Origin of the sequence: Sorangium sp. So ce128 (assembly GCF_051525245.1) — a bacterium.
In the GTDB taxonomy this organism is placed as follows: Bacteria; Myxococcota_A; Polyangia; order Polyangiales; family Polyangiaceae; genus Sorangium; species Sorangium cellulosum_B.
Genome location: NZ_CP150313.1, coordinates 6,267,202 through 6,290,561, shown reverse-complemented (window position 1 = coordinate 6,290,561; position 23,360 = coordinate 6,267,202). Strand labels below are relative to the sequence as shown.

Sequence of the window (23,360 nt, the reverse complement as noted above, 5' to 3'; positions counted from 1 at the left end):
CGCCGACTCGATAGGAGGCATGGAGTCGCGCGCGACTCCAACCCTCCGTCGTGGGCACGAGGGCACGGGGCGTCAGGACCTCCGGGCCGCCGGGCGGGCCCGGGGCTGCTCCGCGGCGGCGAGCTCTCTGGCGACGGCGAGCGCGCCCCGCACGCCGACCAGGGGATCGGTGACCACCGCGACGGGCACCTCCTCGAGGAGCGGCGTGAGGCGCCCCTTCTTCACGAAGGACTTCATGAACAGCTCGCGCCTCTGGGGGACGAGGTTCCTCGCGATGTTCCCGAGGACGAAGACCCCGCCGAGCGCGAGCTCGCGCAGGGCGAGGTTGCCGGCCTCGGCGCCGTAGATCTCGACGAACAGGTCGACCGCGCGCGCGGCGGGCCGGAACGCGCGGGCGAGCCCGAGCTCGGCGATCGCCGCGTTGCGGTCGCCCTCGGCGAGGCGGCGCTCGATCGCGCGCGGCACGCGGGCGGCGCGGGCGAAGAAGTCGAAGAGGGCGCCGAGCCCGTCGCCCGAGAGGACCCGCTCGTAGCTCACGTGGTCCGGGTGGCGCTCGGCGAGGAACTGCCACAGCTCGGCCTCGACCGCGGAGCGCGCGGCAAAGTCGGCGTGACCTCCCTCGGTCGGGAGCGTGACGTGGCGGGCGCCATTCCAGAGGAGCCGGGCCTCGCCGAGCCCCGTGCCGGCGGCGATGACGGCCACGTTGTTCCCCTTCGGCCGCGGCCTGCGCTCCGTGAGCGGCTCGATGGACGCGCGGGCGACGTGCAGGCAGCCCGTGGCGCCGACGACGAGGTCGTTCACCAGGAGCACGCGCGCGATCTTGAGCCGGCGCGACAGCTCGCGCTCCGCGAGGCGCCAGGGCAGGTTCGTGACGGTGGCGACCTGGTCCTTGATGGGCCCCGCGACGCCGAGCACGGCGACGGCGGGGTGAGGGGCGTCGCTGCGCACGAGGAACGGGAGGGCGATCTCCTCGAAGCTCGCGTGGTCGCGGCTGCGGAAGACGGCCTCGGAGAGGGGGCGGCCGCCGGAGCCGCCGTAGAGCGCGAGCCGGGTGTTGGTGCCTCCGATGTCGCCGACGAGCAGCGACGGGGCCACCGATCTGTTGGTCCTTGCCACGCGGGCGCCCTGCCAGCGCCGTGCCTCGGCGGCAAGGCGATCGATCGTCGAGCGAGCGCGGGGATCGAGGATTCCGGGCGGACTCGAGCGCGCGTGATCGCCTGGAAGCGACGACACGTGGCTCGCGGGCTGCCTGCCGAGGCCGTTTCACGTCCTGCGCCGCTTGACCGGCGGCCTGCCTCCGGCCGAGAGTGCCTGCGTGCAGCGGCTGTTCCCCGCGCTCCTGGTCGCGCTTGCCGGCCTCCTCGCTCCCGCTGGCGCTGTTTTCGCCGGGCCGGCGCAGGCCGCGCCGTCGCAGGCCGCGTCCGCGCCCTCGCAGGCCGCGTCCGCTCCGTCGCGGGCCGCGTCGGCGCAGGCCGCGTCCGCGTCGGCGCAGGCCGCGTCCGCGGCGGCGCAGGCCGCGTCCTCGCCGTCGCGGGCCGCGTCCGCGCCGTCGCGGGCCGCGTCGGCGCAGGCCGCGTCCGCGTCGGCGCAGGCCGCGTCCGCGCCGTCGCAGGCTGCGTCCGCGGCGGCGCAGGCCGCGTCCGCGCCGTCGCAGGCCGCGCCCGTGCCCTCGCAGCTCGCGCCCCCGCCGGATTCTTCGGTCCAGCCGCCGCTCGTACAGGTCTTGCCACCGCCCGCGGAGGCCCCTCCGGCGTCTGCGCAGGTCGTGCTGGCGCCCGCCCCGGTCGCGCGGCCTCCCGCGCCGCGGCCTGCGCCGGTCGCGCCGGCGTCCGCGTCGGTCGGGCCGCCGGCCCCCGCCCCTGACCAGGGCGAGCCGGCGGCTCCCGACCCCCAGCCTTCGCCTCCCGTGGTCGAGCAGCCCGAGGCGCGCGTCGAGCTGCTCGGCAGGACGGTCTTCGCCCTCCGCGTGCACCGGGGCAGCCTCTCTCCTCCGGAGCGCGCCCGTGAGGCGGCGCGCGTGCTGGAGCGCGCCGCCCAGGAGAAGGCGGTCCCCGAGGTCCGCGTCGACGAGCAGGACGGCGTGGCGGTCGTCTACGTCGGCGACCGCCCGCTCGTCCACCTCGGCCCCGAGGACGCGGCGGCGGCAGGCCACACCACGGTCGCGGCCCACGCCGCCGCGGTCGCCGGCACGGTGCGCGACGTCCTCGCCAAGGAGCACAGCAGGAGCCGCCTCGCGACGAGCGTCTTCTCGTTCTCGCTGCTCGTCTTCTCGGGGCTGATCGCGCTGCTCCTGCTCCGCAAGGTCGGCGAGCTCGTCGAGCGAGGGCGCGCCTGGGTCGCCGAGCACCCGGAGCGGCTCCCGGCGCTGCACGTCCGCGGCATCGAGATGCTCCGGCCCGCCGCGTCCCAGGGCGCGCTCTCGGTCGCGCTCGGCGCCGCCGGCGTCCTCGTCCGGCTGGGCATCGCCTACATCTGGATCCTCTTCGCCCTCTCCTTGTTCGCCTCCACGCGCGGCACCAGCGAGAAGCTCACCGGCTTCGTGCTCGCGCCCATGTCGGAGCTCATGGGGCGCATCGCGCGGAGCGTCCCGGTGCTCGTGCTCGCGATCCTCGCGACGCTCGCGGTCATCGTCCTCATCCGCTTCGTGGGGCTGTTCTTCGGGAGCGTGGGCCGGGGTGAGACGTCGCTGGGGTGGCTCCCGTCCGATCTCGCGGTCGCCACCGGCGTCCTTGTCCGCTTCGGCATCCTCGTGGCCGCGCTGCTCCTCGCGGCCCCGCTCATCACCGGCACCGACGAGGGGGCGTTCACGCGGATCGGCTTCGTCGTGCTCGCGGCGGCCGGGCTCGCCAGCACGCCGCTCATCGCGTCGGCGGCCGTCGGCCTCTCGGTCATCTACGGGCGGCGCCTGCGCGTCGGCGACATCGCCGACGTGGGCGGCCGCGCCGGGCGGGTCCGCGAGCTGACGCTGTTCGAGGCGCGCCTCGAGGACGAGGACGGCTGCGTCGTGCGCGTGCCGCACCTGCTCAGCCTGTTCCACCCGACGCGCATCCGCGGCCGCCCTCCGGTCGTGGCCGTCGAGATCAGCGTCGACCCCGCCGCCGATCTCGATCGGGTGCGCGAGCTGCTCCTGAAGACGGGCTCGGGCCTCGGCAGCCGCGCCCGCGCCGCGCTCGTCGCGATCGACGAGGGGGGCGCTCATTTCCGGGCCACGATGGCCTGCGACGGCGACGACGTGCGCAGCCGATGGCTCACCGCGGTCGCGCAGGCCCTCGTCGCCGCGGACATCCCGCTCGGGCGCGCGCCGACGTCCTCCGGCGGCGCGCGGCGCGCCGCGCCCGCGCCCGCGCCGGTCGACCGGAGCGCCGCCTCGTGAACGCCGTCTGGCTCCTGATGGGGCTCCTCGTGCTGTCGTACCTCGGCAGCTCGCTCGTCAGCGGCCGCGTGCTCCGGGGCATCGGCCTCCCTTCCGGCGCCGAGTACGTCGTGCTCGGCTTCGTGCTCGGGCCCTCGGCGCTCGGGCTGCTCGAGCCCTCGTCGCTCGCCGCGTTCGAGCCCGTGGCGGGCGTCGCGCTCGGCTGGCTCGCGCTGGTCGTCGGCCTCGACTTCGGCTTCGTCGGCAGCCGCCGCGTCCGGCCGTCCCGCATGGCGCTCTGCGTTCTCATGAGCCTCCTGACGGGCGGCGCGGTGGCCGCCGCGGTCTGGTTCGCGGCGGCCCACGGCGCTCCCTCGCTCGATCGCGGCGACCGCGCGCTGCTCGCGGCGGGCGTGGGCGCCGTCTCCGCCGAGACGACGCGGCACGCCGTGCTGTGGGTCACGCAGCGCTACAGCGCGAGCGGCAAGCTCTCGGACCTCATCGCCGACATCGCCGACTGCGACGATCTCGGCCCGCTGCTCATGGTGGGCGGCGCGTTCGCGCTCGTCCCGCAGGCGACGGCCCAGTGGCCGATCCCATTCTGGGGGTGGACGGTCGTGACGGCGCTCATCGGCGTGGTGCTCGGGCTCATCGCGGTCGTGCTCCTCGGGAGCGATTTCCGCCTGATCCAGAGCTGGGGCGTGCTGCTCGGGGCCTCGCTGCTGACGATGGGCACGAGCGCCCGGGTCGGCCTGTCGCCGCTGTTCGCGGCGTTCGCGATGGGCGTGACGATCGCCGCCTTGTCGCGGCACCGCGACGAGATCGTCGCCATGGTCGCGCCGACCGAGCGGCCGGTCATCCTGCCGGCGCTCCTGCTCGCGGGCGCGCACGTGAACCCGAAGGCGGCGCCGTTCCTGCCGTGGATCGTGGCGATCGCGCTCGGGGCGAGGCTCGTGGGCAAGCTCGCGACCGGGCTCGTCTTCCGCGTCGTGTCGCCCGACGCGCGCGAGACGTCGCCGTGGCTCGGCCTCGGGCTGCTCTCGTCCGGCGCGGTGGCGATGAGCGTCGGCCTCGCCTTCGCGCTGCGCTTTCCGGGCCCGGTCGGGCACACCGTCCTCTTCGCCGCGGCGGCCGCGGCCGTGTTCGGCGAGCTCGTCGGGCCGCAGGCGCTTCGCGCGACGCTCCGCAAGGCCGGCGAGCTCGCCGCGCCCGAGCGGGAGTCGCTCTTCTTCGGCCGCGGCCTGGCCCGCGCCGGGCGCGGCGCCGCGCCGGGCGAGGGAGGCGGCCCGCCGTCGCCCGCGGCGCAGCGTGGGGGAGGGATGAGGAATGAAGAGGTGTCACCGTGAGCGCCGCAGCACTCCCTGACGTCGAGCCCGCCTCGCCCGCCGGCCCGGCCGCGCCGGCCGATCCGGTCGCGCCCGTCGAGCAGCAGGGCGCGCCCTCCGCGCGCCACCACGGGTCGGCCCCCAAGGGGCCGCTGAACCACCTCACGCACGCCGTCGCGCTCGTGATCCTGTTCGGGCTGCTCTACGCCACGACGCGCGCGGTCCCTCACGAGCACGGGCCCGCGGGGGCGGTCGCTTCGATCGGCTTCCTCCTGCTCGCGGGCACGCTCGCGAGCGAGCTCGTCGAGCCGCTCCGCCTGCCGCACATCTCGGGCTACATCTTCGCGGGCATCGTCGCCGGCCCGCACGTCTTGAAGCTCGTCGACCACCACGCCGTGGAGGAGATCTCGCGGGTCAACGCGCTGGCGCTGGCGCTCATCGCGCTCGCGGGCGGCGCCGAGCTGCGGATCGACATCGTCAAGAAGAGCCTGAAGAGCATCCTCCTGCACAACCTCGTCCAGACGGCGCTCGTCTTCGTGGTGATGACGGGCGTCTTCTACGCGGCGCGCTCGCTGGTGCCGTTCGCGGCCGAGCTCTCGACCACGGCGGCGTTCGGCGTGGCCGTCCTGTGGGGCGTCATCGCGGTGACCCGCAGCCCCTCGGCCGTGCTCGGGATCCTCTCCCAGACGCGCGCGACCGGCCCCGTCGCGATGCACACGCTCGCCTTCGTGATGACGTCGGACATCATCGTCATCGTCGTGACGGCGGTCGCGCTCTCCACGGTGCGGCCGCTCATCGAGCCGGGCGCGACGATGTCGATGCACGAGATCGAGCTGCTCGGCCGCGAGATCCTGGGGAGCATCTCGATCGGCACGACGCTCGGCCTCGCGCTCGCGGCCTACATGCGGCTCATCGGCCGCCAGCTCATCCTCGTGTTCGTGGCGCTCGGCTTCGGCGCGACGGAGGTGCTGCGGTACCTCCGCTTCGACGCGCTGCTCGTGTTCGTGGTGGCCGGCTTCGTCGTCGCGAACCTGTCGAAGCAGGGCGAGAAGCTGGTGCACGCGGTCGAGGACGCCGCGAGCGTGGTGTTCGTGCTGTTCTTCGCGACGGCCGGCGCGCACCTCGACCTGCCCCTCTTGCGGCAGATGTGGCCTGTCGCGCTGCTCTTCGGCGTCTCGCGCGCCCTGGTGACGTGGGTCGCGAACCGCATCGGCAACCGGCTGGCGGACGATCCGCCGCTCTTGCGGCGGTGGTCGTGGTGCGGGCTGGTCTCGCAGGCCGGGCTGACGCTCGGGATCAGCCTGACCATCGAGCGCGCGTTCCCGAGCCTCGGCGCCGGCTTCCGCGCGCTCGTCGTCGGGTGCGTGGCGCTGAACGAGGTGTTCGGCCCGATCCTCTTCAAGTACGCGCTCGACCGCGCCGGCGAGACGGCGGTCGAGGCCTCGCGCGGGTCGCTGCCGAACCTCGGGCGCCACGGGTGAGCTGCGGCCCTGTCACGGGGTGAACCGGAGCGAGTAGCTCACCACGGTGGGGCCTCGCCTCGGCTTCAGGAAGTCGATCTGCTCGAAGACGCCGACCACGCACTTCGTGAACGCCTGGCCCTTGAGCGCCGTCCGCGGCTTGCGCACCTCGGCCTTGCCGCCGTCCTTCTCGATGCGGAGATCGATGCCGAAGTCGCCGCCCTTGGTCGGGTCCTCGGCGAGCGCGAAGCAGCGGCGGAGCTCGTCGAAGTGGGGCGCGACCGAGCGCTTGATCGGCTCCTTGGTGAAGTCGTCGTGCGGGCCGCCGCCGATGTGCATGCCGATGTTGGCGACCTTGACCTTCGGGAGCGGCCCGGCGTCGGCCGGCGCCGCCGCATCGGGCGCGGCGCTGGCGGCGGGCGCGGCGCTGGCGGCGGGCGCGGCGCTGGCGGCAGGCGCGGCGCTGGCGGCAGGCGCGGCGCTGGCGGCGGGCGCGGCGCTGGCGGTGGGAGCAGCGCTCGAGGCCGAGGCGGCGGGGTCGGGGGGAGCGGACGGAGCGGCGGTCGCGGAGGCGGCCTGCGTCACTTCGGCCGGGGGCGCGGTGCGGGGCGAGCAGCCGGCGGTAGCGGCGGCGAAGGCGAGGGGAGCGGAGAGCGTGAGGAGGAACGGAGCGGGACGGCGCATGATGGCGCGCGAATCTACACCGCGGCGCGCGCAGATCCAGGAAGCGGGGCGCGGCGCGACCAGGACCGAGGCGAGGAGAGGAACGACGCCCTGATCTCTCGTGGATCCGAGGGCGGATCAGTAGGGCTGGTCGCCGACGATCCCGGCGCGCTCCATCTTGCGCACCGCAGGCCAGTAATCCTGGACCGCGTAGTGCTGGGTGCAGCGGTTGTCCCAGAGCGCGACGCTGTTCTTCCTCCAGCGGAAGCGGACCTGAACCTCGGGGATCGCCGCCTGGCTGATCAGGTAGCTCAGCAAATAGCTCGCCCCGGGCGCGAAGTCCTGGCCGACGCGGACGTTGTCCGGCGTGTGGAAGTTGACGAAATGCGTCGTGAAGCTGTTGACGAACAGGACTTTTTCGCCGGTCTCCGGGTGGGTGCGCACCACCGGATGCTCCGCGTCGGGATAGCTGGCCTTGAGCGCGCGGCGCTTCGCCATCGGCAGGGCGGCGCCGAAGGTGGCCTCCATGCTGTGCCTGGCGCGCAGCCCGGCGATCTGCCGCTTGATGTGCTCGGGCAGCCGTCGGTACGCCTCGACCATGTTGACCCAGATGGTGTCGCCGCCGACGTCCGGTGTCTCGACGCAGCGCAGGACGCAGCCCATCGGCGGCGCTTCGCGCCATGTAGCGTCGCAATGGTAGGAGTTCTCGTAGTGCTCCGGCGGGCTGTTCAGGTCCTTGTAGATGCGAACCAGCCCCGGATGATCGGGATCGCTGCCGGTGACGGGGTGGTCCTCGAGCTCGCCGAAGCGCCTCGCGAACGCGACGTGGTCGGCGCGGGTGATGTCCTGATCGCGCAGGAACAGGACCCGGTGCTTCAACAGCAGCGCCTTGATCTCGGCGAAGAGCGCGTCGTCGCGCGCGGCGTCGGCCAGGCTCACGCCGCGGAGCTCGGCGCCGATGGTGCAGGTGAGCGGCTCGACCTGGATGGAGCCGCGCGTCACCGCGCGGACGGCGCCCGAGCCGGCGGTTGCTGAGCTTGTCATGTCCGGTCCTCCTGGACGCGTTGGCGTCGGCGCGGCGATCTGCGGCCCCAACACGCGCTACACGACGAAGATCGACGAGCCCGTCGTCTTGCGCGACTCGAGATCCCGGTGCGCCTGCGCCGCGTCCTCCAGCCTGTAGCGCTGGTTGATCTCGATCCGGATCCGCCCCGCGGCGACGTGGTCGAACAGCTCGCCTGCGAGCGCTCTCTTCTCCTCGGGATCGGCGATGTAGTCGGCGAGCGCCGGGCGGGTGACGAACACCGATCCTTTGGCCCCCAGCAGCGCCATGTCGAGCGGCGGCACCGGGCCCGAGGCCGCGCCCAGGCACACGAGCAGGCCGCGCCGCTTCAGCGAGCCGAGCGACCCGGCGAACGTGTCCTTGCCGACGCCGTCATAGGCGACCGTCACGCCGGCCCCGCCCGTCAGATCGCGCACGCGCCTGGCCACGTCGCCGCGGCCATAAATGAGGACGTGGTCGGCGCCGTGGGCGCGGGCGATCTCCCCCTTGGCATCGGTCGACACCGCGCCGATCACCGTGAGCCCGAGGAGCTTTGCCCACTGCGAGACGATCAGGCCCACGCCGCCCGCCGCCGCGTGCAGCAGGATGCTGTCGCCGGCCTTCAAGGGCCAGATGCGGCGCATCAGGTACGCCGACGTGAGGCCCCGCATGGTCATCGCAGCGGCCGTCTCGTGGCCGATGCCCTCTGGCAGCCGGATCAGCGGCGACGCGAGGACGATCCGCTCGGTGCAGTACGCCCCGAGCGTGTCCAGGAAGCCGGTGTACGTCACCCGGTCGCCCGGCGCGACGTTCGTGACGCCCTCGCCGACGGCCTCGACCACGCCGGAGGCCTCGACCCCGATGCCGCTGGGAAGCGGGACGGGATAGATCCCGGCGCGAAAGTAGGTATCGGCGAAGTTGAGCCCCACCGCGACGTGCCGGACCCGCGCTTGGCCGGGGCCCGGGCTGCCGACGACGGCGTCTTCGCAGCGCAGGACTTCCGGTCTGCCGGTCTCGTGGAATCGGACTGCCTGTCCCATGAAACGTCCCCCCCATTCCGCGCCGCAGCGCTCTCTCGTCCCCGGCGGCTCGGAACGCAAGGGCACCGCGTGGATGAGCCCGTCCGAGGGCGCAGCTGCGCTATCCCTTGGACGGGCTCGTCTCGTTCGACGGCTCGCTCTGGACGGCTCCGCGTCGGTGCCCGAGGGCGCCGCCTCGCGCAGGAGAGCTGCCGTGTCGCGCCGCCCGCGCCTAGGGCGCCGTCGCGTCGCGGCGCTTTTGCACGGCGTCGTTGTGGTCGTCCAGGCTCTCGCTGAACCGATGGCGACCGCCGCCCGCGGCCACGAAATAGAGGTACTTCGTCGCCGCGGGCGCCAGCACGGCCGCGATCGACGGCGCCCCAGGGTTGGCGATCGGCCCGGGCGGCAGCCCCGGGTGCGCGTAGGTGCTGTAGCGGTTCTTCGGATCCCGCACCACGGCGGGCGTGGGCTTGCCGCCCCACTCGGCGCACGACGGCGCCTCCTCGGGCCAGGCGACGCAGCCGTAGAGCGCCGTCGCGTCGGACTGCAGCTTGCGAGAGCGGAAGCTCGGATCGAGGAGCCGGTTCAGGAACACGCTCGCGATGAGCGGCCGCTCCTCCTCGACGACCGCCTCCTTCTCGATGATGGAGGCCAGCGTGAGCACCTCGCGGCGACCCCAGCCGAGCGTCGCCTGGAGCGCCGCGAGCCCGTCCTTGCTCTGCGCCGCGAGCGCGCTCCACCGCCGGTCGGACTCGGCGACGAGGCGCCGCGCCACGTCGCGCGCGTCGGAGTCCAGCGCGAGCTCGTACGTCGCCGGGAAGAGGTATCCCTCCGCGCTCTCCGCGCCCACGGCGCCGCCGCGCTCGATGCCGAGCGCGTCGAGGAACGCGCCGTCGGTGGTGGCCGCGAGGAACGTCTTCCGGCCGGCGATGCGCAGCTTCTCCAGCCGGGCGGCGATGTCGAAGCGGCTGAAGCCCTCGGGGATCGTGAGCTTCGCCGTGGGGCGCCCCTCCGCGCGCGAGAGCAGCTGCCGCAGCTCCCGCGGCGTCGCGCCCTCGAAGAGCAGGTGAGGGCCCGGCACGAACGCCTCGGTGCCGCCGGTCGCGCCGAGGTAGAGCGCCATGGCGCGCTCGCTCTCGACGAGCCCCTCGGCCGCGAGGAGCGCGGCGGCCTCGCCCGCGTCGAGCCCTTCCGGCCAGTTGATCTCCACGACGCGCCCCCGGTCCGGCGCCCTCGCGCGCCCGAAGCCGAACACCAGCGCGAGGAGCGCGGCGCACGCCGCCATGACCACGCCCGCGAGCCCGAGGAGCAGCGCGCGCCCGCGCCCGGCCCGGGGCTGGACAGGGCGCCGCGACGCAGGTGAGCGCTGCCCCGCGCCGCGCGAGCGCCGCGCGGGGGTCGCCTTCCGGGTCGACGGCGGCTCGCGCGGCGGCGAGCCCTGCGCGCCGTCGCCACCCGTCCGGCGGTTTCCCGGCCGGCTCGCCCTAGGTCGAACGCCCACCGCCGGGAGTCAAAACCCGAAAGCCCGACGCGTGTCAACGCCCCGCGTCGCCGCGGGGCAGGGGCCGGAGCGCGCCGTCCGCGTCGCCCGCGCCGGGCTCCGCGCGTCAGCGCGCCAGATCGAAGGCCTCCGCCTCGTTGCGGCGGACGGCGCTCTTGCCCTGGCGGGACTGCGCCGGGGCGGGCCGCGGCGGCGCCGCCGCCGGGGCCTGCGCGAAGCCGCCCGGCCCCGCGCCGGCGGCCGGCGGCGGCGTGGCGAACGCCGGCGGTGTGGCGAAGTCCGTGCCCGCCCGCTCCAGCGCGGCGAGCTGGCCCTCGAAATCGGACGCCACGTCCTTCGCGCGGTTCGCCGGGGCGCTGCGCTTCGCCTTGTCGGCCGCCTTCTTGAGCGACTGCTGCTGCGCGTCGAGCTTGCTGCGCGCCTCGTCGAGCCGCCCCTGCTCGAACAGGAAGTTGGCCTGCTTCAGCGCCGCCGCCGTCTCGCTGCGCTGCGCGCGCCCCGCGACGAGCGCGTCGAGCTCGCTCGCGTCGGCGTCGCTCTCCGCGATCGCGACGCCGAGCTTGCCCACGCACCGGGCGTCGGTCCTGGCGACGAGGTCCCGGTAGGTGAGGCCCACGTCGGCGATGGGGGAGTCGCCGCGCACGTCGCCGCCGGGGCCGCCGAGGCCGCCGAGGCGCACCTTGAGCAGGACCGTCTTCACCTCCCCCGCCGCGAACGCGCCGAGCGGCACGATGACCTGACCGCCGGCCCGCCGGAACGAGCGATCGAAGACCCGGTCGAGCTCCACGCCGGGCGCGAGGTCGATCGCGAGCTCCGCGCCGCTCGCGACCGACGTCGTGAGCTGCTCGGCCTCCGCCTCGAAGATGCGCGCGAGCGCGGCGTCGTTCTCGACGAAGTAGTGCCGGCCGTTCGAGTCGAGCGCGATCGCCGACAGGATCTTCTCGTTGTAATCGACGTCGACCCCGATGGTCGTGATGGCGACGCCGCGATCGCGCGCCCGCTGCGCCATCGCGCGGAAGCCGGGGACGTCGCGGACCCCGTGGTTGGCGTCGCCGTCGCTGAGGACGAGCATCCGGCTCACGCCGGCGCTCGTCTGACCGAGCAGCGAGAGGCCCTCCTCGATGCCGCACGAGATGCACGTGTCGCCGCCGAGCGAGATGCCGCGGACGCTCGCGAGGATGCGGCCGCGCGTCTCCGGCCCGACGGTGGTGGGCGGCACGACCACGCTGGTCCTCGTGTCGAAGGTGACCACCGACACGACGTCGCCGTCGTTCAAGCGGCTCACGGCGGTCGTCGCCGCCTGCACGGCGTTGGTGAGGCGGGTGCCCTTCATCGAGCCGGAGCGATCGATGACGAGCGAGAGGTTCGCCTGCGCCTGCGACCTCGCGGGCGACCCGTCGCCGCGGACCTCGAACATCAGGAACGTCTCCTGCGCCGAGCGAGGCAGGCGCGCGTGACCGACGCGCCCCTCCAGCATCAGCCTCGATCCGGTGGTGAAGCGGCTCGGATCGACCGCCGCGACGGCGCCGCCCGTCACCTCGGGGACCTGGCGGGGCGGCTCGGTGATCACCTCCGGGACCGCCGTGACGGAGCTCCCGCCCCCGGACGGGGCCAGGGAGTAGACGGAGAGGCTCGTGAACATCATGCCGAGGGCGGAGAACAGGGCGACGTGGGTCGGCTTCATGGCTCCTCCAGAGAACGGCCTGGGCCCCCCGAGCTTACGATGGACTCACGGCGCGGGGACCGCGGGCGTGGTCCCTTGTACGTCGCCGAGCTCGGAACGATCTGACGGCTCCGCGGTCGGCCGGACGCCGGCGGCGCGGAGGGCGCTCCACGGCGGGATGCTCCCGATCAGGACGAGCACGGCGTCGCAGGGGTGCGCCCGGGCCCCCGAAGGCGACGCGAGGGTCGCCACGAGCGCGCCGCCCGGATCTGCGGCGAGGGCGGAGACGTCGGTCTCGAACAGGAGCGAGAGGCGAGGCGCCGCCGCAAGTCTGCGTAACTCCTCGATGTTTCTGGTCTTCCCGCGGCGGAACCCGGCGCCCCGGTAGACGACGGTGACGTCGGTGGCCGGCTGGCGCGACAGCGCGATCGCGGCCTCCATGGCGACGTCGCCGAGCCCGACGATCAGCACGCGGGCGCCGGCGAGGCTCCGGGCGTCGGCGAGGTGGTAGTACACCCGACCTTCCACCTCGGCGGGTAACTCGAACGGAAGCCGGCGCGGCGAGCCGCGCTGGCCGATGGCGAGCAGCACGCGCCGCGCCCGGCGCTCGGTGCGCGGTCCGCCCTCGCGCGGCTCGGTGACGACGACGAAGCCGGCCGTGGCCTGCGCCTCGGCGGGCGCGCCTCTGCCGGCCGTCACGCCGACGGCGGGCGCGCCGGCAGAGGCCGCGCGGGCGACCGACACCATGCGGGTGTCCTGCAGGATCGGCAGCCGCTCCTTGCGCACGATGCGGAGCCAGTGGGAGAGCAGCTCCTCCTTGGTCGACTCCTTCAGCCACAGCTTCCCGGTCATCGGCAGGTCGAGCGGCTGATCGAAGACCAGCTTGCCGCGAGGGAAGCTCTGGATGCTCTGCGCCACGCTGCCCTGCTCGATCACCTCGAACGAGAGGCCGAGCTCCTTGGCGCGCAGCGCGGCGCTGATCCCGGCGGGCCCCGCGCCCACGATGATCAGATCGAGCTCCTGACGGCTCGCGCCGCGCGGGCCGGCCTGCCGCAGGTCCTCCGCGATGCGCGTCGCGGCGTGCGCGCCCTGGTGGATGGCGTTCTTGATGAGCGGGAGCCCGGTGACGTCGCCGGCGAGGTGCAGGCCCGGCACGTCGAGGCTGCCGAGGTCGTCGCCGAGGCGCGGGCGATCGGCGATCGGCGCGCCCCCCTCGATGGTGAGCGACCCGTTGGGGCAGCGCTGCTCGCACAGGGTGAGGCCGCAGCACGCCTCGGGGCGGGCGACGATCGCGACGTACTTCTCGATGGCGAGCACGTCGTACGGGCACGCGTCGACGCACGCGTAGCAGCCGAGGCAGGTGGTCGTGTCGATCCGGGGCAGGCGCACGCGCGCCGCGGGGCGGAGCATCGCCTCGGCTGCCGCGGCGTCGCGCCCCGCGCCCCGCGCGCGCTGGTCGCGCAGCGCGCGGCGGCCGCGGGAGCCCGCGAACGCCAGCGCGCCGGCCGCGAGCCCCGCGCCGAGCCAGAGCAGCGTGCGCGCCGGTGTCGCGGCGCCGCCCGCGGCCGCGCCCGTCACGATCGGCATGGCCGCGGCCGCGTCGCGCGCTGCGTCCCACGCGAGGGCGCGATCCTCCGTGTGCTGGCCGCTGCAGGCGCCTCCGCGGACGGCGCCCGTGCCGGGGCCGCTGCCCGCGCCCGTGCCTGCGCGGCGGCCGATGCCGTCGATGCCGCCGCGGCCGGCGCCGACGCCGCCGCTGCCGGCGCCTTGCGCGGAGCCCTCGGGGAGCGCCGGGCGGTGCTCGTCGAAGCAGGTGATCGGCCGGGCGTCGCCGAGCGGCGCCTGCGCCGCGACGAGGCAGCGCGCGATCGGGTCGCGCGGCGCGCCGAGATCGTGGCACGGCGCGCAGCTCCCGGCGGTCACGATCGGGACGGTGGCCAGCTGGCTCGGGCGGAAGGCGGAGCTCGCGAGCTCCACCTCGGCGCCCGGCGCGAAGCGCACCGGCGGCCTCGCCGGATCGAACACGACGCCCTGATCTCCGCGGTGGATGGGGTGGCAGGTGGCGCAGCTCAGCGCGCCGCTCGCGAGCAGCTGCCCGTGGCTCCTGCGGGTGGAGCCGTGGGCGCCGTGGCACCCCACGCAGGCCTGAGCGAGGCGGGCGCCGGCAGCGGCGCCGCGCGAGGGCGCGGCATCCCGCGCTGTGGCGGCCTCCCGCGGCGCCGAGGACGCCTGCTCGGCGTGGCAGGATGCGCACGCGAGCCCCGCGCGCGCGTGGGGCAGCGAGAGCGGCCCCGGCGCCGCGTGCCCCCCCGCCGGCGGGAAGAGCAGCGCCGCCGCCCCGGTCGCGACCGCGCCCGCCAGCGTGGCCGGCAGGACGCCGCGGAAGCGGGTGACGTCGGACGTCGACTCGGCGCGGCGCGCGGCCCGCCCCCGCACGACCTCGCGCGGCTGCGCGGCGCGCTGGCGCGGATCGGACAGGTCGGCGCGGTACAGCGTCCTCGAGGCGTCGGGAGCGCGCGCCGCCTCCTCCGCGGCGCCGCCGGACGGCGCATCGTTCCGGCTCTTCCCGCCCGACGGGCTAGAGGAGCGTGACATTCAGTCGATAGAAGAAGGTCGCGTCGGGCACGATGTCCGCGGCCCTGATTTTCACGTAGACCGTGCCCGCGGCGAGGTCGCTGACCGAGGCGAAAGAGCAGTAGCCGACCCCCGAGTCGTCGTCGGAGGCAAGCACGGTGGACCCGTCGCCGCCCAGGATCTGCGCGAACGTGTCGAGTTGCCCGTTCGTGCACGCCCCGGTGTCGCCGTCGTCGATGTTCACGGCCAGGGTCGAGCGCGGCCCTGGCACGCTCACGGCGACCACGTCGACGTCGCCCGCCGGAGCGATCTCCGCGAACCATGGCGCGGTATAGGGATTGGCCTGCGCGGAGGTGTTGTTGGGCTCCGTCTCGCCGAGCTCGAAGCGGCAGGCGGCGCTGCACCCGTCGCCGGGCGCCGTGTTGCCGTCGTCGCACTGCTCGCCGGCGGTGCGGTCCCCGTCCCCGCAGACCACGGGGACGAGCGTCACGTCGAGCCGGTACGGGAAGGTCGGCACCGCCGCGCCGCTCCCCGCCTGCACGCGGATATAGTAGTCGCCCGCCGCGAGCCCGGGCGCCACGGCTCGGGCGCAGAGGCCGGTCCCCCCGTTCTCGCTGAGGACGAGGCGCGCGCCGCTGTGGTCCAGGATCTCGATGGCGCTGTCGAGGCGGCGATCGAGGCAGTCGGAGCCCGTGATGTCGGCCGTCTCTGCGACGAGGTCCACGGGGCCGTCCGGCACCGTGACCAGCACGATGTCCTCGTCGTCGACCGGATCGATGGCGGCGTAGAACGGCACGGCGTGGGGGTTCGCCGTGGCGAGGGTGTCGTTCGGCTCGACCTCGGTCGCGTCGAGCCGGCACTCGTCGGTGCAGCCGTCGTCCGGCTGGCCGAGCGCGTTGTCGCACTCTTCCGTCGGGTCCTGGATTCCGTCGCCGCAGACGGTCCCGCGGCTCCTCACGGCGAGGTTGAACGCGCCGGTCTGCCCCTCGTCGGTCCCGGTGACCACGACGGTGAACGCGTCGCCCGCACGGACGGGCACCGTGAGCCGGTGATCGATTCCCGTGCCGGCGCTCACGGGGCCGCACGCGCGCTCCGTCGCGGCGTCGCCGCAGGTGCCTCGCAGCACGGCGACGAGGGCGGCGTCGGTGCGCGGGGTGAGCACGACGTCGAGGAACCCGGTCGTCGTCGCTGTGAACGTATAGGCGACCCCGGGGGCTCCCAGCGTGCAATCGCTCTCGACGACCGCGTGGCCGGTCGTGTCGCCGGCGACGAACGCGGGGTCCGGGAGGGCCACGGGCGCGGCGCACAGGTCCGCGCACGCCGCATCACACGCCGCATCGTCGCAGTCGACGCTGAGATTGCCGTCGTTGTCCCGGCCGTCCTGGCAGACCTCGACGCCGGAGCAGCGCGAGGTATCCATTCTGCAGGCGGGGCTGCACCGGAGCTCGCCGCTGTCGAACCCGAGGCTTCCGCAGTCGGCGCCCCGCAGATCGGAGCCGTCGCACAGCTCGCCCACCTCGGCGACGCCGTTCCCGCAGTCGCCGGGGGCGCCGCCTCCGCCGCCTTCGTCACCGCCGGCGCCCGCGCCGGCGCCGCCGGAGGCCGTGCCCGAGGCGCCCGTGGACGCCGAGGGCCGCGGCGCCCGCCCGTCATCGTCTCCGCCGCACGCCCCGGCGACGCCCACGGCGGCGCAGAGCAGGGTGACCGCCGCGACGCGGCGTCTCATTCGGTATCTGGACATGAATAGGTGATCTCCCAGTCCTGCACTTGAACGCCTCCCCCGCCGGTGCTCGTCGGATTGAGCGTCATCCGGACCTCCAGGTAATCCTGCCGCGCGTCCGGCAGCTCCCCGAGCACGTCGAAGAGATCGATCGCGCATGTCGGAGCCGAGGTCTCGTCGCACACCTGGGTGTCGGTCGGCGTGGCGTGGGCCGTGGCGGCGAGCCGCACGGTCGCCGAGCCGAGGTCGGCGGGCGTGTCGGCCGCGCGCACGTAGAACTCGACGCTCGAGTCGCCCGGGGTCACCGTGCTGTACCGGAGGAAGCCCCACTGGACCTTCGTTCCCGGCGGGCAGACGCCCTGGTACCGTTCCCAGCTCGTCGTCATGGGCGTGAGGCCCGTGGACTCGCACGGCACGATCGCCCGGACCTTGCCGCCCGGGTTCTCGCGGACGGTGTCGCAGGTTTGCGGGCACAGCTTCACGCGCGTGTTCGCCGCGTCGGCGAAGTACCAGCCGTTGCCGCACGTGCTGGCCTCGGCCACGTGGGGCAGGGTGGTCTGCGTGCCGGCGCTGTCCACGTGGACGACAGACACCTGGGTGGGATCCGCGGCCCCGGCGACGGGGACCGTGACGTCGCAGGGCAGCGCGTCGCCGCGGATCGAGGAGAGCGCGTCGCGGAGGCCGGTCTGCAACGCCGCGCCGGTGCTGAGGTTGTAGGCCAGCCCGCCGCCCCGATCCGCGATGAGGCTGATGATCTGCGAGCTCGAGTCGCCGAAGCCGACCGCGTGTACGCGGACGCCGTGGTTCTGAAAGGCGTTTCCCGCCAGGTTCGCGATGCTGTTGGGGGCCGTGATGCAGGGAGAGGGGACAGAGGGGATGCCGTCGGTGATGAACACGACCCCGACCTCCTCCTCGGGATGGGCGTTCTTGTAGTTGATCGCCCAGGTCGTGGCGCCGTTCAGCGCCGGGTACATCGGCGTGTTGCCGGCGGCGGTCGTGGAGTTGATCACGCTGATCAGCGCGAGCTCCTGCTGATCGAACGGCGCCGGGTCGGCGGTCAACCGCCGCGCCATGCTGCCGTCGAACGGAACGATCGGCAGGGCGCAGCCGGAGGACTGGCAGACGCCCAGAGTGTCGCTGCAGGGGCCCGGGTTGTCGTACGGCCAGAACCTGAACGCGATGCCGAGCCCGGCCGACGCCGGATCCTGGAAGAACGCCTTGAGGGCGTTGGTCGCCGGTATCCACCGGTCGTTGGAGACATCGACACCCGTCCCCGTCACGACCATCGAGCCGGACCGGTCGAGCGCCACGAACAGGGTGACCGGCCTGACCGTCGAGACGCTGGCGGTCGCGATGCAGCCAGGGGACTCACACATGGCCGATTGATAGATGCTCCCGTTGTTGGCGCACTGGCACTCGGTGATCTGCCCGGCGCCCGGCGGGTTGACGAAGAGCTCCATCCCGTCCGTGAGGCCGGTGCAGCCGGCCACGCTGATGCACTCGCCCGGCGTGATCGGCTGCGCCGTCGTGCACGCGAGGGTGCCTCCGGTCGGATTGCACGTCCCGACCCGGCTCGGCGCCGAGGAGGGGAGCTGGCCCGCGCCCGCGGGGTACCCGTAGATCTCGATGCCCGCGGGGGCAGCCGTGTTGCCGCGGTTGCAGACGGGGACCGTTCCGCCGCAGGGCACGCCTATCGTGAGGTCCGGGTCGCTGCAGGCGGGGTCCGTCTGGTCCGGTAGGTAGGATTTGCAGAGGCCTTGCTGGGGGCAGTCCTCCCCGCAAACGCTCTCCACGAGGTCGACGCAGCTCTCGGTCCACTCGGTCAGGCAGCAGCTCGGCCGCACCGCGCAGACACTCTGGACGCACGTGTTGCAGCTCGCGCTCAGCCTCGGGCCCGTGTAACACTTGTCGTGCGCGCACCCCACATCGGTGTCGCAGTTCGCGCCGCAGATCGACTCGGCGAGGCCCACGCAGCTCGCGTCCCAGATCGGGGGCGGTCCGCCGCACGTCTTGCCGGGGCACAGGGTGGGGACGAGGGCGGCGCACGCCGGGCCCCAGACCCCCTGGCATCGGATGCCAGTCCAGGTGGTTCCCGGGGCGCAAGTGAGGGAGGTGGTCCGGCTGCACCTGCCGCCGGACAGACACACGCTGCCCGGCCCGATGAGCGCCTCGCAATCCGCCGGGGGGCACGTGATCTCGCAGCAGAGCGGGTTCGCCGCGCAGATGCTCGCGATGCACGGGTCCCCGCAGGTGGGGTACATGCCCGTCGCGGCCACGGAGCTGCCGGTCGACTGGCAGGCGTCGTGCGCGCAGTTGCTCGGCACGAGCGTCTGGGTGCAGCAGCTCGACTGCGCTTGGCAGACCTTCGTGACGCAGCCGCTGCAAGTCGATAGCAGCGACACGCCGGTCGCGCAGACATCGTGAGAGCACGCGCCGCTCGCGGGGTTATCACAGTACTGGTCGAACTGGCAGTCTTCGCCGGTCGTGCAGGGCAGGTGCGTCCCCTGCCGCGCCACGGACTCGGGGAGCTCGTTGATGTCGCCGACCGACCATGAATACGTGACGCCGGTCGACGAGAGGTCGATGGGGCCGCCGTCCGGCGTCTCCTCGAACGACTGGCACGTCGGGTCGCACGGGTTGGTCGCGCACAGGCCGCCATCGGAAGCCACCGAGTTGGCGAGGGGGCGCCAACCACCGCTCTCGCCGCTCCCGCCGGGCGCCGCCCCGAACGGCGATCGCTTCATGGTGATCGTGCCGTCGCAGGCGCCGAAGTGCCCGTCCACACACCGCCGGATCCCATCCATGCACGTCAGCACGCCCTCGTGCTCGCCGACGGTGATGTGACACTCCACCTCGTCGCCGTCGGTGCACGGGTCGCCCGTCCCCGGCCCGGCGTCGGGCCCGCTCGTCCCGTCCTGCGGCCCCGGCGGGCCCATCCCATTTTCGCTGCAGGCAGCGGCGATGAGTGCCGAGGCCGCAAACAGCGTGACGAGCAGCAGCGCTCTCGGCGCCCACACCTCGGCGGAGCCTGATCGGGAGAGCGCTCCCATCCACTTGGTCGAGGGACCAGCCATCGGCTTCTTCACCTTCCACTAGGATGCTGTGGGGAAAATTGTACCTGGGCGCAGAAGGCAAAGTCCAGGCCTCTCGCCCGCGCGCGGCGGGACGCGTGAAACGCGGTAGCAACGCGCGGCGCGCGGTTTCCGCGAGCGCGCCGGGCGACGGGCGTAGCCGCCGGCGACGCACAAAGAAATGCTGCGCCTCGCAACTGTTTCATAGCGAGTGCGGCCGGCGGCCGGTGATTCAGCGCGCGCCGCGGCTGTGGGTGTGTGGAGCGCCGTGTGTGCGCCCGGCCGGCGCGCGCCGCGCGTTCGTCGCTCATCGGGGCACGCTCGTCGCTGCGATCGCGTGGAGCACGAGCAGCGTGGCGGCGACGCCGAAGGTGACGATGTGCACCGGCAGGCCTGCGCGGAGCGCGCGGAGGAGCCAGCGCTGGGCCGGGAGCGCGCGCAGCTCCACTGCGATGCGGGTGAGCTCGGACAAGCCGGCGAGCCGCTCTGCGCCGCGCCCCTCGAGGACCGCGTCGATGCGGGCGCGCAGCGCGCGCTCCTCCTCGGCCAGCCCGCGCCCCGAGGCGAGGAGCGCGAGCGGGCCGAGGGGGGTTCGCAGGTAGGGCAGCAGGATCTTCTCGACGAGCTTCTTCACGAGGTCGCTGCGCCCGCTCACCGCGTGGTAGAAGCGGTCGAGGAGCTCGCGGCGGGCGGCGTCGAAGTCCTCGGGGAGCGCCGCGGTGCGCTCGATGCGCGCGAGGCGCCGCGGTGCGAGCCGGTAGGCGGTCGCCGTGAAGCCGCCGGCCGCCGCGGCCGCCCAGAAGACGAGGTGCAGCGCGGCGCCGAGCGTCGGCCGGCCGGACCGCGGCCACGGCGCGTGCGCGAGCGCGAGGCCGGCCGTGACGAGGCCGATCGCGAGGTGCCCGGACAGGTGCGGCCGCAGCCGGCTCCGCACCGGCGCGGCGTCGCCGGCCTCCGCGGGCGCGCGGCGGCCGGCGTCCGCGGGCGCGCGGCGCACCCACAGCCATCGCGCCGCGCGCTTCGGAACGGCGTACAGGAGCAGCAGCGCCATGCCCGCGGCCGCGGCGACGCCGGCCGCCCAGGCGGGGCCCTCCCCCGGGCGGGCCCCGCCGTCCGCCTGCGCGAGGAGCCCCGCCGCCCCGATCCCGACCGCGGCGAGCGCGCTTCCGGCGAGCAGCGCCGCATCGCTTCGCGGCGCGGCGGCAGCGCGCTCCTGCTCGCGCCGCGCCCCGCCGAGCAGGTCGCGCACGTCGGCGATCTCCTCCGCCGGGTTGATGCGGAAGATCGACCCCGTCGGACAGGCCTTCACGCACGCGGGGCCGTCATGATCGCGGCAGAGATCGCACTTGACGGCGATGTCCGGGAATCCGGCGCCGCCCGGGCGCGGCGCGGACGCCGGGCGCGGCGCGATAGCGATGTTCTCCCACGGGCACGCCTTCGCGCAGGCCCCGCAGCCCGTGCAGAGCGCGTCGCGGATGAACACCTCACCCCCCGTGTCCTTGCCGATCGCGCCTGTCGGGCAATCGATCATGCAGGCCGGGCTCTCGCAATGCTGGCAGGAGTTCGGCAGGAGCAGGCTCTGCGGCGCCTCCGGCCGAACGGCCTGCCCGCTGCCCTCCGCGACGCGCGCGAGCACCTTGTCCCCACGGCGGACGAGCCGCGACACCCCGTGGACGTCGGCGCACGACCACGCGCAGTGGCCGCAGCGGGCGCACGTCTCCAGGTCGATGACCAGCAGCGACCGCGCGACCTGTAGCCGGTAGAGGTCCCGGAAGACATGCGCGGTGACATGGCGCGCGTGGCCGGCGACGACCGCTTCCTGGGCCGCGTGCTGCTCGCCCGCGATGCGGCGGAGCCGAGGGATCAGGTCCGGGCGCTTGCGCGCGAGGGCCGCGAACGCCTTCGAAGGGACGGACAAGAGCGTGGCCGGGCCGCTCGCCACGGCGCTCGCAGCGCGGCAGCGGCCCTCGTCGAGCTCGACATCGCCGAAGAAATCGCCCCGGGTGAGGTAAGCGCGCACATGGATCCTGTCGCCGTCCTCGGTCTGGATCTGCACCATCCCCTCGGCGATGAGCCACAGCTCGGTCGCCGGATCCCCGGCGCGATAGACGGCTTGCCCGCGCTCGAAGCGCCGGTGGCTCACGGCGTCGAGGAGGATCTCGATGTCTTCCGGATCGAGGTCGCCCGTGAAGGCGAGGGTGCCGAGGAGGTCGCGCGTCGCGCTTCTCCGCAGGGCGCGCTCGAGCCTCTGGGCGACCTCGGCCCCGCCGGAGCGGCCCGTGGCGCGGCGGAACAGGTGGACCGGGATCTCGGCGACCACGCTGGGCGCGAGCGCAACCGCTGTGGTCCGGCGCGGCGTGCCCACGACCGCCTCCTCGCCGAGGAGTTCGCCCTGGGCGGCGGCGCGTACCTCGGTGTCGCGGTCGTCTCCGCGGCGTCTCGCGTGGAGGCCGATGCGCCCGGAGGCCACGACAAAGAAGGCGTCTCCCGCGTCGCCCGCGCGATAGACGACCTCGTCAGGGGCAAGTGTGAGGAGCCTTCCCGCCTCGGCGAGCTCGCGTCGGGCGCGCTCGTCGAGCCCCCGCAGCAAAGGGGCGTCGAACACTCCTGGTGGCCATGTATGGCTTTGTTGAAATTCTGCGCCGCGCGCGCTGCCGTGCGTGTGGTCCGATGAGGGCATCAGCAGCGCTCCCGGTCGCCGCGCAAGGCCAGCCGCGCCGCGGCCGCCGCGCCGATTTCGAGGTCTGCGCCGGCCCGCGTCGCCAGCGTAGCAGGCGCGGCGGGAGGCCCCTGGGTCATAGCACAGGACATCGTCGCTCCATACCACCTCGCATCCGCGGTCTCGAGGGACGACATGGACTTACTTCATGGTTAAAAAAACGCCACAATACGCCAAGCCACGCCAAGCCACGCCAAGCCACGCCAAACAACGCCATAACACGCCAAAGAAACGCTGGAGCGCCCGAAAAAACCTTGACACCTAACCCGATTATAGGGAATATCCATCCTGCTAGACTCGGCATCTTGAGCGCCAGGGTTCGTTTCGTGGTTCAGCAAGAAATGACTAGCATCTGTTCCTGAGTGCACATGCAAGGTCATTCGAAATCTACGAGGTAATATGAGCAGGCGCACGACGAGTTTGGCTGTTGCATCCCTGGCCGCGGCATCGTTCATCACGCTTGGTTCGGCGTCCGCGAGCGCCAAGGACCACACGGACTGGGCCCTCGAGTACGTCGATCGCGCGACCAGCGACGTGTGGGGCTCCGACCCCTGCCAGATCGACTGGACCAACGTGACGGGCAAGGTCAAGGCCGCGTGCTTCTTCACGCTGACGCTGGGGAAGGCGCAGGGATACACGGACCAGGATTTCCTCGCCATGTGGGGGATGAAGAGCCCTACGTCGAATCACTATTTCGACCTGATCAACACGAGCCCGCCGGTCGGCGCAGCCCCTCCCGTGGGCGAGACGTACTTCCGCCGCGTCAACAGGGCGATTGACATCCAGAAGGGCGACATCTTCGCCGTCGGCGCCGTGATCGACCCTGGCGATGATCCGAATAGTGAGGAAGATGATAAGGTGGTCTACGCCGGCCACACGATGATGATCACGGGCGCGCCGACGGTGATCGTCCCGCAGGTCATGCCGCGCTACTCGGGGACAACGCAGTATGCGGTGCCGATCGTGGACTCGACCAACTCGTCGCACGGCTGCAACCCGGCGTACCCGGACAGCCGCTGGACCGGCACGTGCGACAACGGCTACATGACGGCGGGCGCCGGGACGGGCTTCATCCGCGTGTACACCGACTCGCTGACGGGCGTCATGCTGGGCTACACGTGGAGCGTCACGTCGTCGACGACGAGCTACTACGCGCCCTCGAAGCGGCCGTACCGGATTGGCAGGTTGTTCAAGTTGCCTGCGCCGCTCCCGACCGAGCCGCCGCCGCCCCCTCCCTGATCTCCTGACACG

The 23,360-nt window shown here is 73.7% G+C and carries 14 protein-coding genes; 4 read left to right on the top strand and 10 right to left on the bottom strand.

Annotation, left to right across the window (positions count from 1 at the left end; all coding sequences use genetic code 11):
• Positions 1–72: 72 nt before the first annotated feature.
• Positions 73–1,095, bottom strand: coding sequence for a glucokinase (locus WME82_RS23770; RefSeq protein ID WP_438044663.1), 1,023 nt, complete (start codon positions 1,093–1,095; stop codon positions 73–75).
• Positions 1,096–1,315: 220 nt separating this feature from the next.
• Here WME82_RS23770 and WME82_RS23765 point away from each other — a divergent pair, with 220 nt between their 5' ends.
• The 3 genes from WME82_RS23765 to WME82_RS23755 are packed head-to-tail and all read left to right on the top strand — an operon-like array spanning position 1,316 to position 6,158.
• Positions 1,316–3,373 (top strand): mechanosensitive ion channel domain-containing protein, encoded by a 2,058-nt coding sequence (locus tag WME82_RS23765; RefSeq protein ID WP_438044662.1) that lies wholly within the window; start codon positions 1,316–1,318, stop codon positions 3,371–3,373.
• Entirely contained in the window at positions 3,370–4,698 is a 1,329-nt protein-coding gene (locus WME82_RS23760; protein ID WP_438044661.1) for a cation:proton antiporter, read from the top strand. Before WME82_RS23765 ends, WME82_RS23760 begins: the two co-directional genes overlap by 4 nt.
• A complete protein-coding gene (locus WME82_RS23755) occupies positions 4,695–6,158 on the top strand; it encodes a cation:proton antiporter (RefSeq protein ID WP_438044660.1) in 1,464 nt (487 codons plus the stop codon). The genes WME82_RS23760 and WME82_RS23755 overlap by 4 nt, the downstream gene beginning before the upstream one ends.
• Positions 6,159–6,170: 12 nt before the next feature.
• Here the strand turns inward: WME82_RS23755 and WME82_RS23750 are convergent, their stop codons facing one another.
• The 9 genes from WME82_RS23750 to WME82_RS23710 all read right to left on the bottom strand — a co-directional run bounded on the left by WME82_RS23750 (position 6,171) and on the right by WME82_RS23710 (position 21,995).
• Complete coding sequence (locus WME82_RS23750; protein WP_438044659.1) at positions 6,171–6,821, bottom strand: hypothetical protein; 651 nt, start codon at positions 6,819–6,821, stop codon at positions 6,171–6,173.
• Between the two features lie 117 nt (positions 6,822–6,938).
• Entirely contained in the window at positions 6,939–7,844 is a 906-nt protein-coding gene (locus WME82_RS23745; protein ID WP_438044658.1) for a TauD/TfdA dioxygenase family protein, read from the bottom strand.
• A gap of 57 nt (positions 7,845–7,901) precedes the next feature.
• Complete coding sequence (locus WME82_RS23740) at positions 7,902–8,882, bottom strand: quinone oxidoreductase family protein (RefSeq protein WP_438044657.1); 981 nt, start codon at positions 8,880–8,882, stop codon at positions 7,902–7,904.
• Between the two features lie 211 nt (positions 8,883–9,093).
• Complete coding sequence (gene mltG, locus WME82_RS23735) at positions 9,094–10,362, bottom strand: endolytic transglycosylase MltG (RefSeq protein WP_438044656.1); 1,269 nt, start codon at positions 10,360–10,362, stop codon at positions 9,094–9,096.
• Between the two features lie 106 nt (positions 10,363–10,468).
• Positions 10,469–12,046, bottom strand: coding sequence for a vWA domain-containing protein (locus WME82_RS23730; RefSeq protein WP_438044655.1), 1,578 nt, complete (start codon positions 12,044–12,046; stop codon positions 10,469–10,471).
• A 45-nt stretch (positions 12,047–12,091) separates the two neighbouring features.
• The gene (locus tag WME82_RS23725; RefSeq protein ID WP_438044654.1) at positions 12,092–14,620 is read right to left on the bottom strand and encodes an NAD(P)-binding domain-containing protein; all 2,529 of its coding nucleotides are present in this window, start codon (positions 14,618–14,620) and stop codon (positions 12,092–12,094) included.
• On the bottom strand, positions 14,604–16,325 hold the full coding sequence (locus tag WME82_RS23720; protein ID WP_438044653.1) for a DUF4215 domain-containing protein: 1,722 nt from the start codon (positions 16,323–16,325) through the stop codon (positions 14,604–14,606). Before WME82_RS23720 ends, WME82_RS23725 begins: the two co-directional genes overlap by 17 nt.
• Positions 16,322–19,393 carry a vWA domain-containing protein gene (locus WME82_RS23715; RefSeq protein ID WP_438044652.1) on the bottom strand — a complete coding sequence of 1,024 codons (3,072 nt, stop codon included), beginning with the start codon at positions 19,391–19,393 and terminating at the stop codon, positions 16,322–16,324. Before WME82_RS23715 ends, WME82_RS23720 begins: the two co-directional genes overlap by 4 nt.
• Before the next feature lie 304 nt (positions 19,394–19,697).
• Complete coding sequence (locus WME82_RS23710) at positions 19,698–21,995, bottom strand: cyclic nucleotide-binding domain-containing protein (protein WP_438044651.1); 2,298 nt, start codon at positions 21,993–21,995, stop codon at positions 19,698–19,700.
• 513 nt (positions 21,996–22,508) lie between these two features.
• Between WME82_RS23710 and WME82_RS23705 the strand changes: the two genes are divergently transcribed.
• Positions 22,509–23,348 (top strand): hypothetical protein, encoded by an 840-nt coding sequence (locus tag WME82_RS23705; RefSeq protein ID WP_438044650.1) that lies wholly within the window; start codon positions 22,509–22,511, stop codon positions 23,346–23,348.
• Positions 23,349–23,360 lie beyond the last annotated feature (12 nt).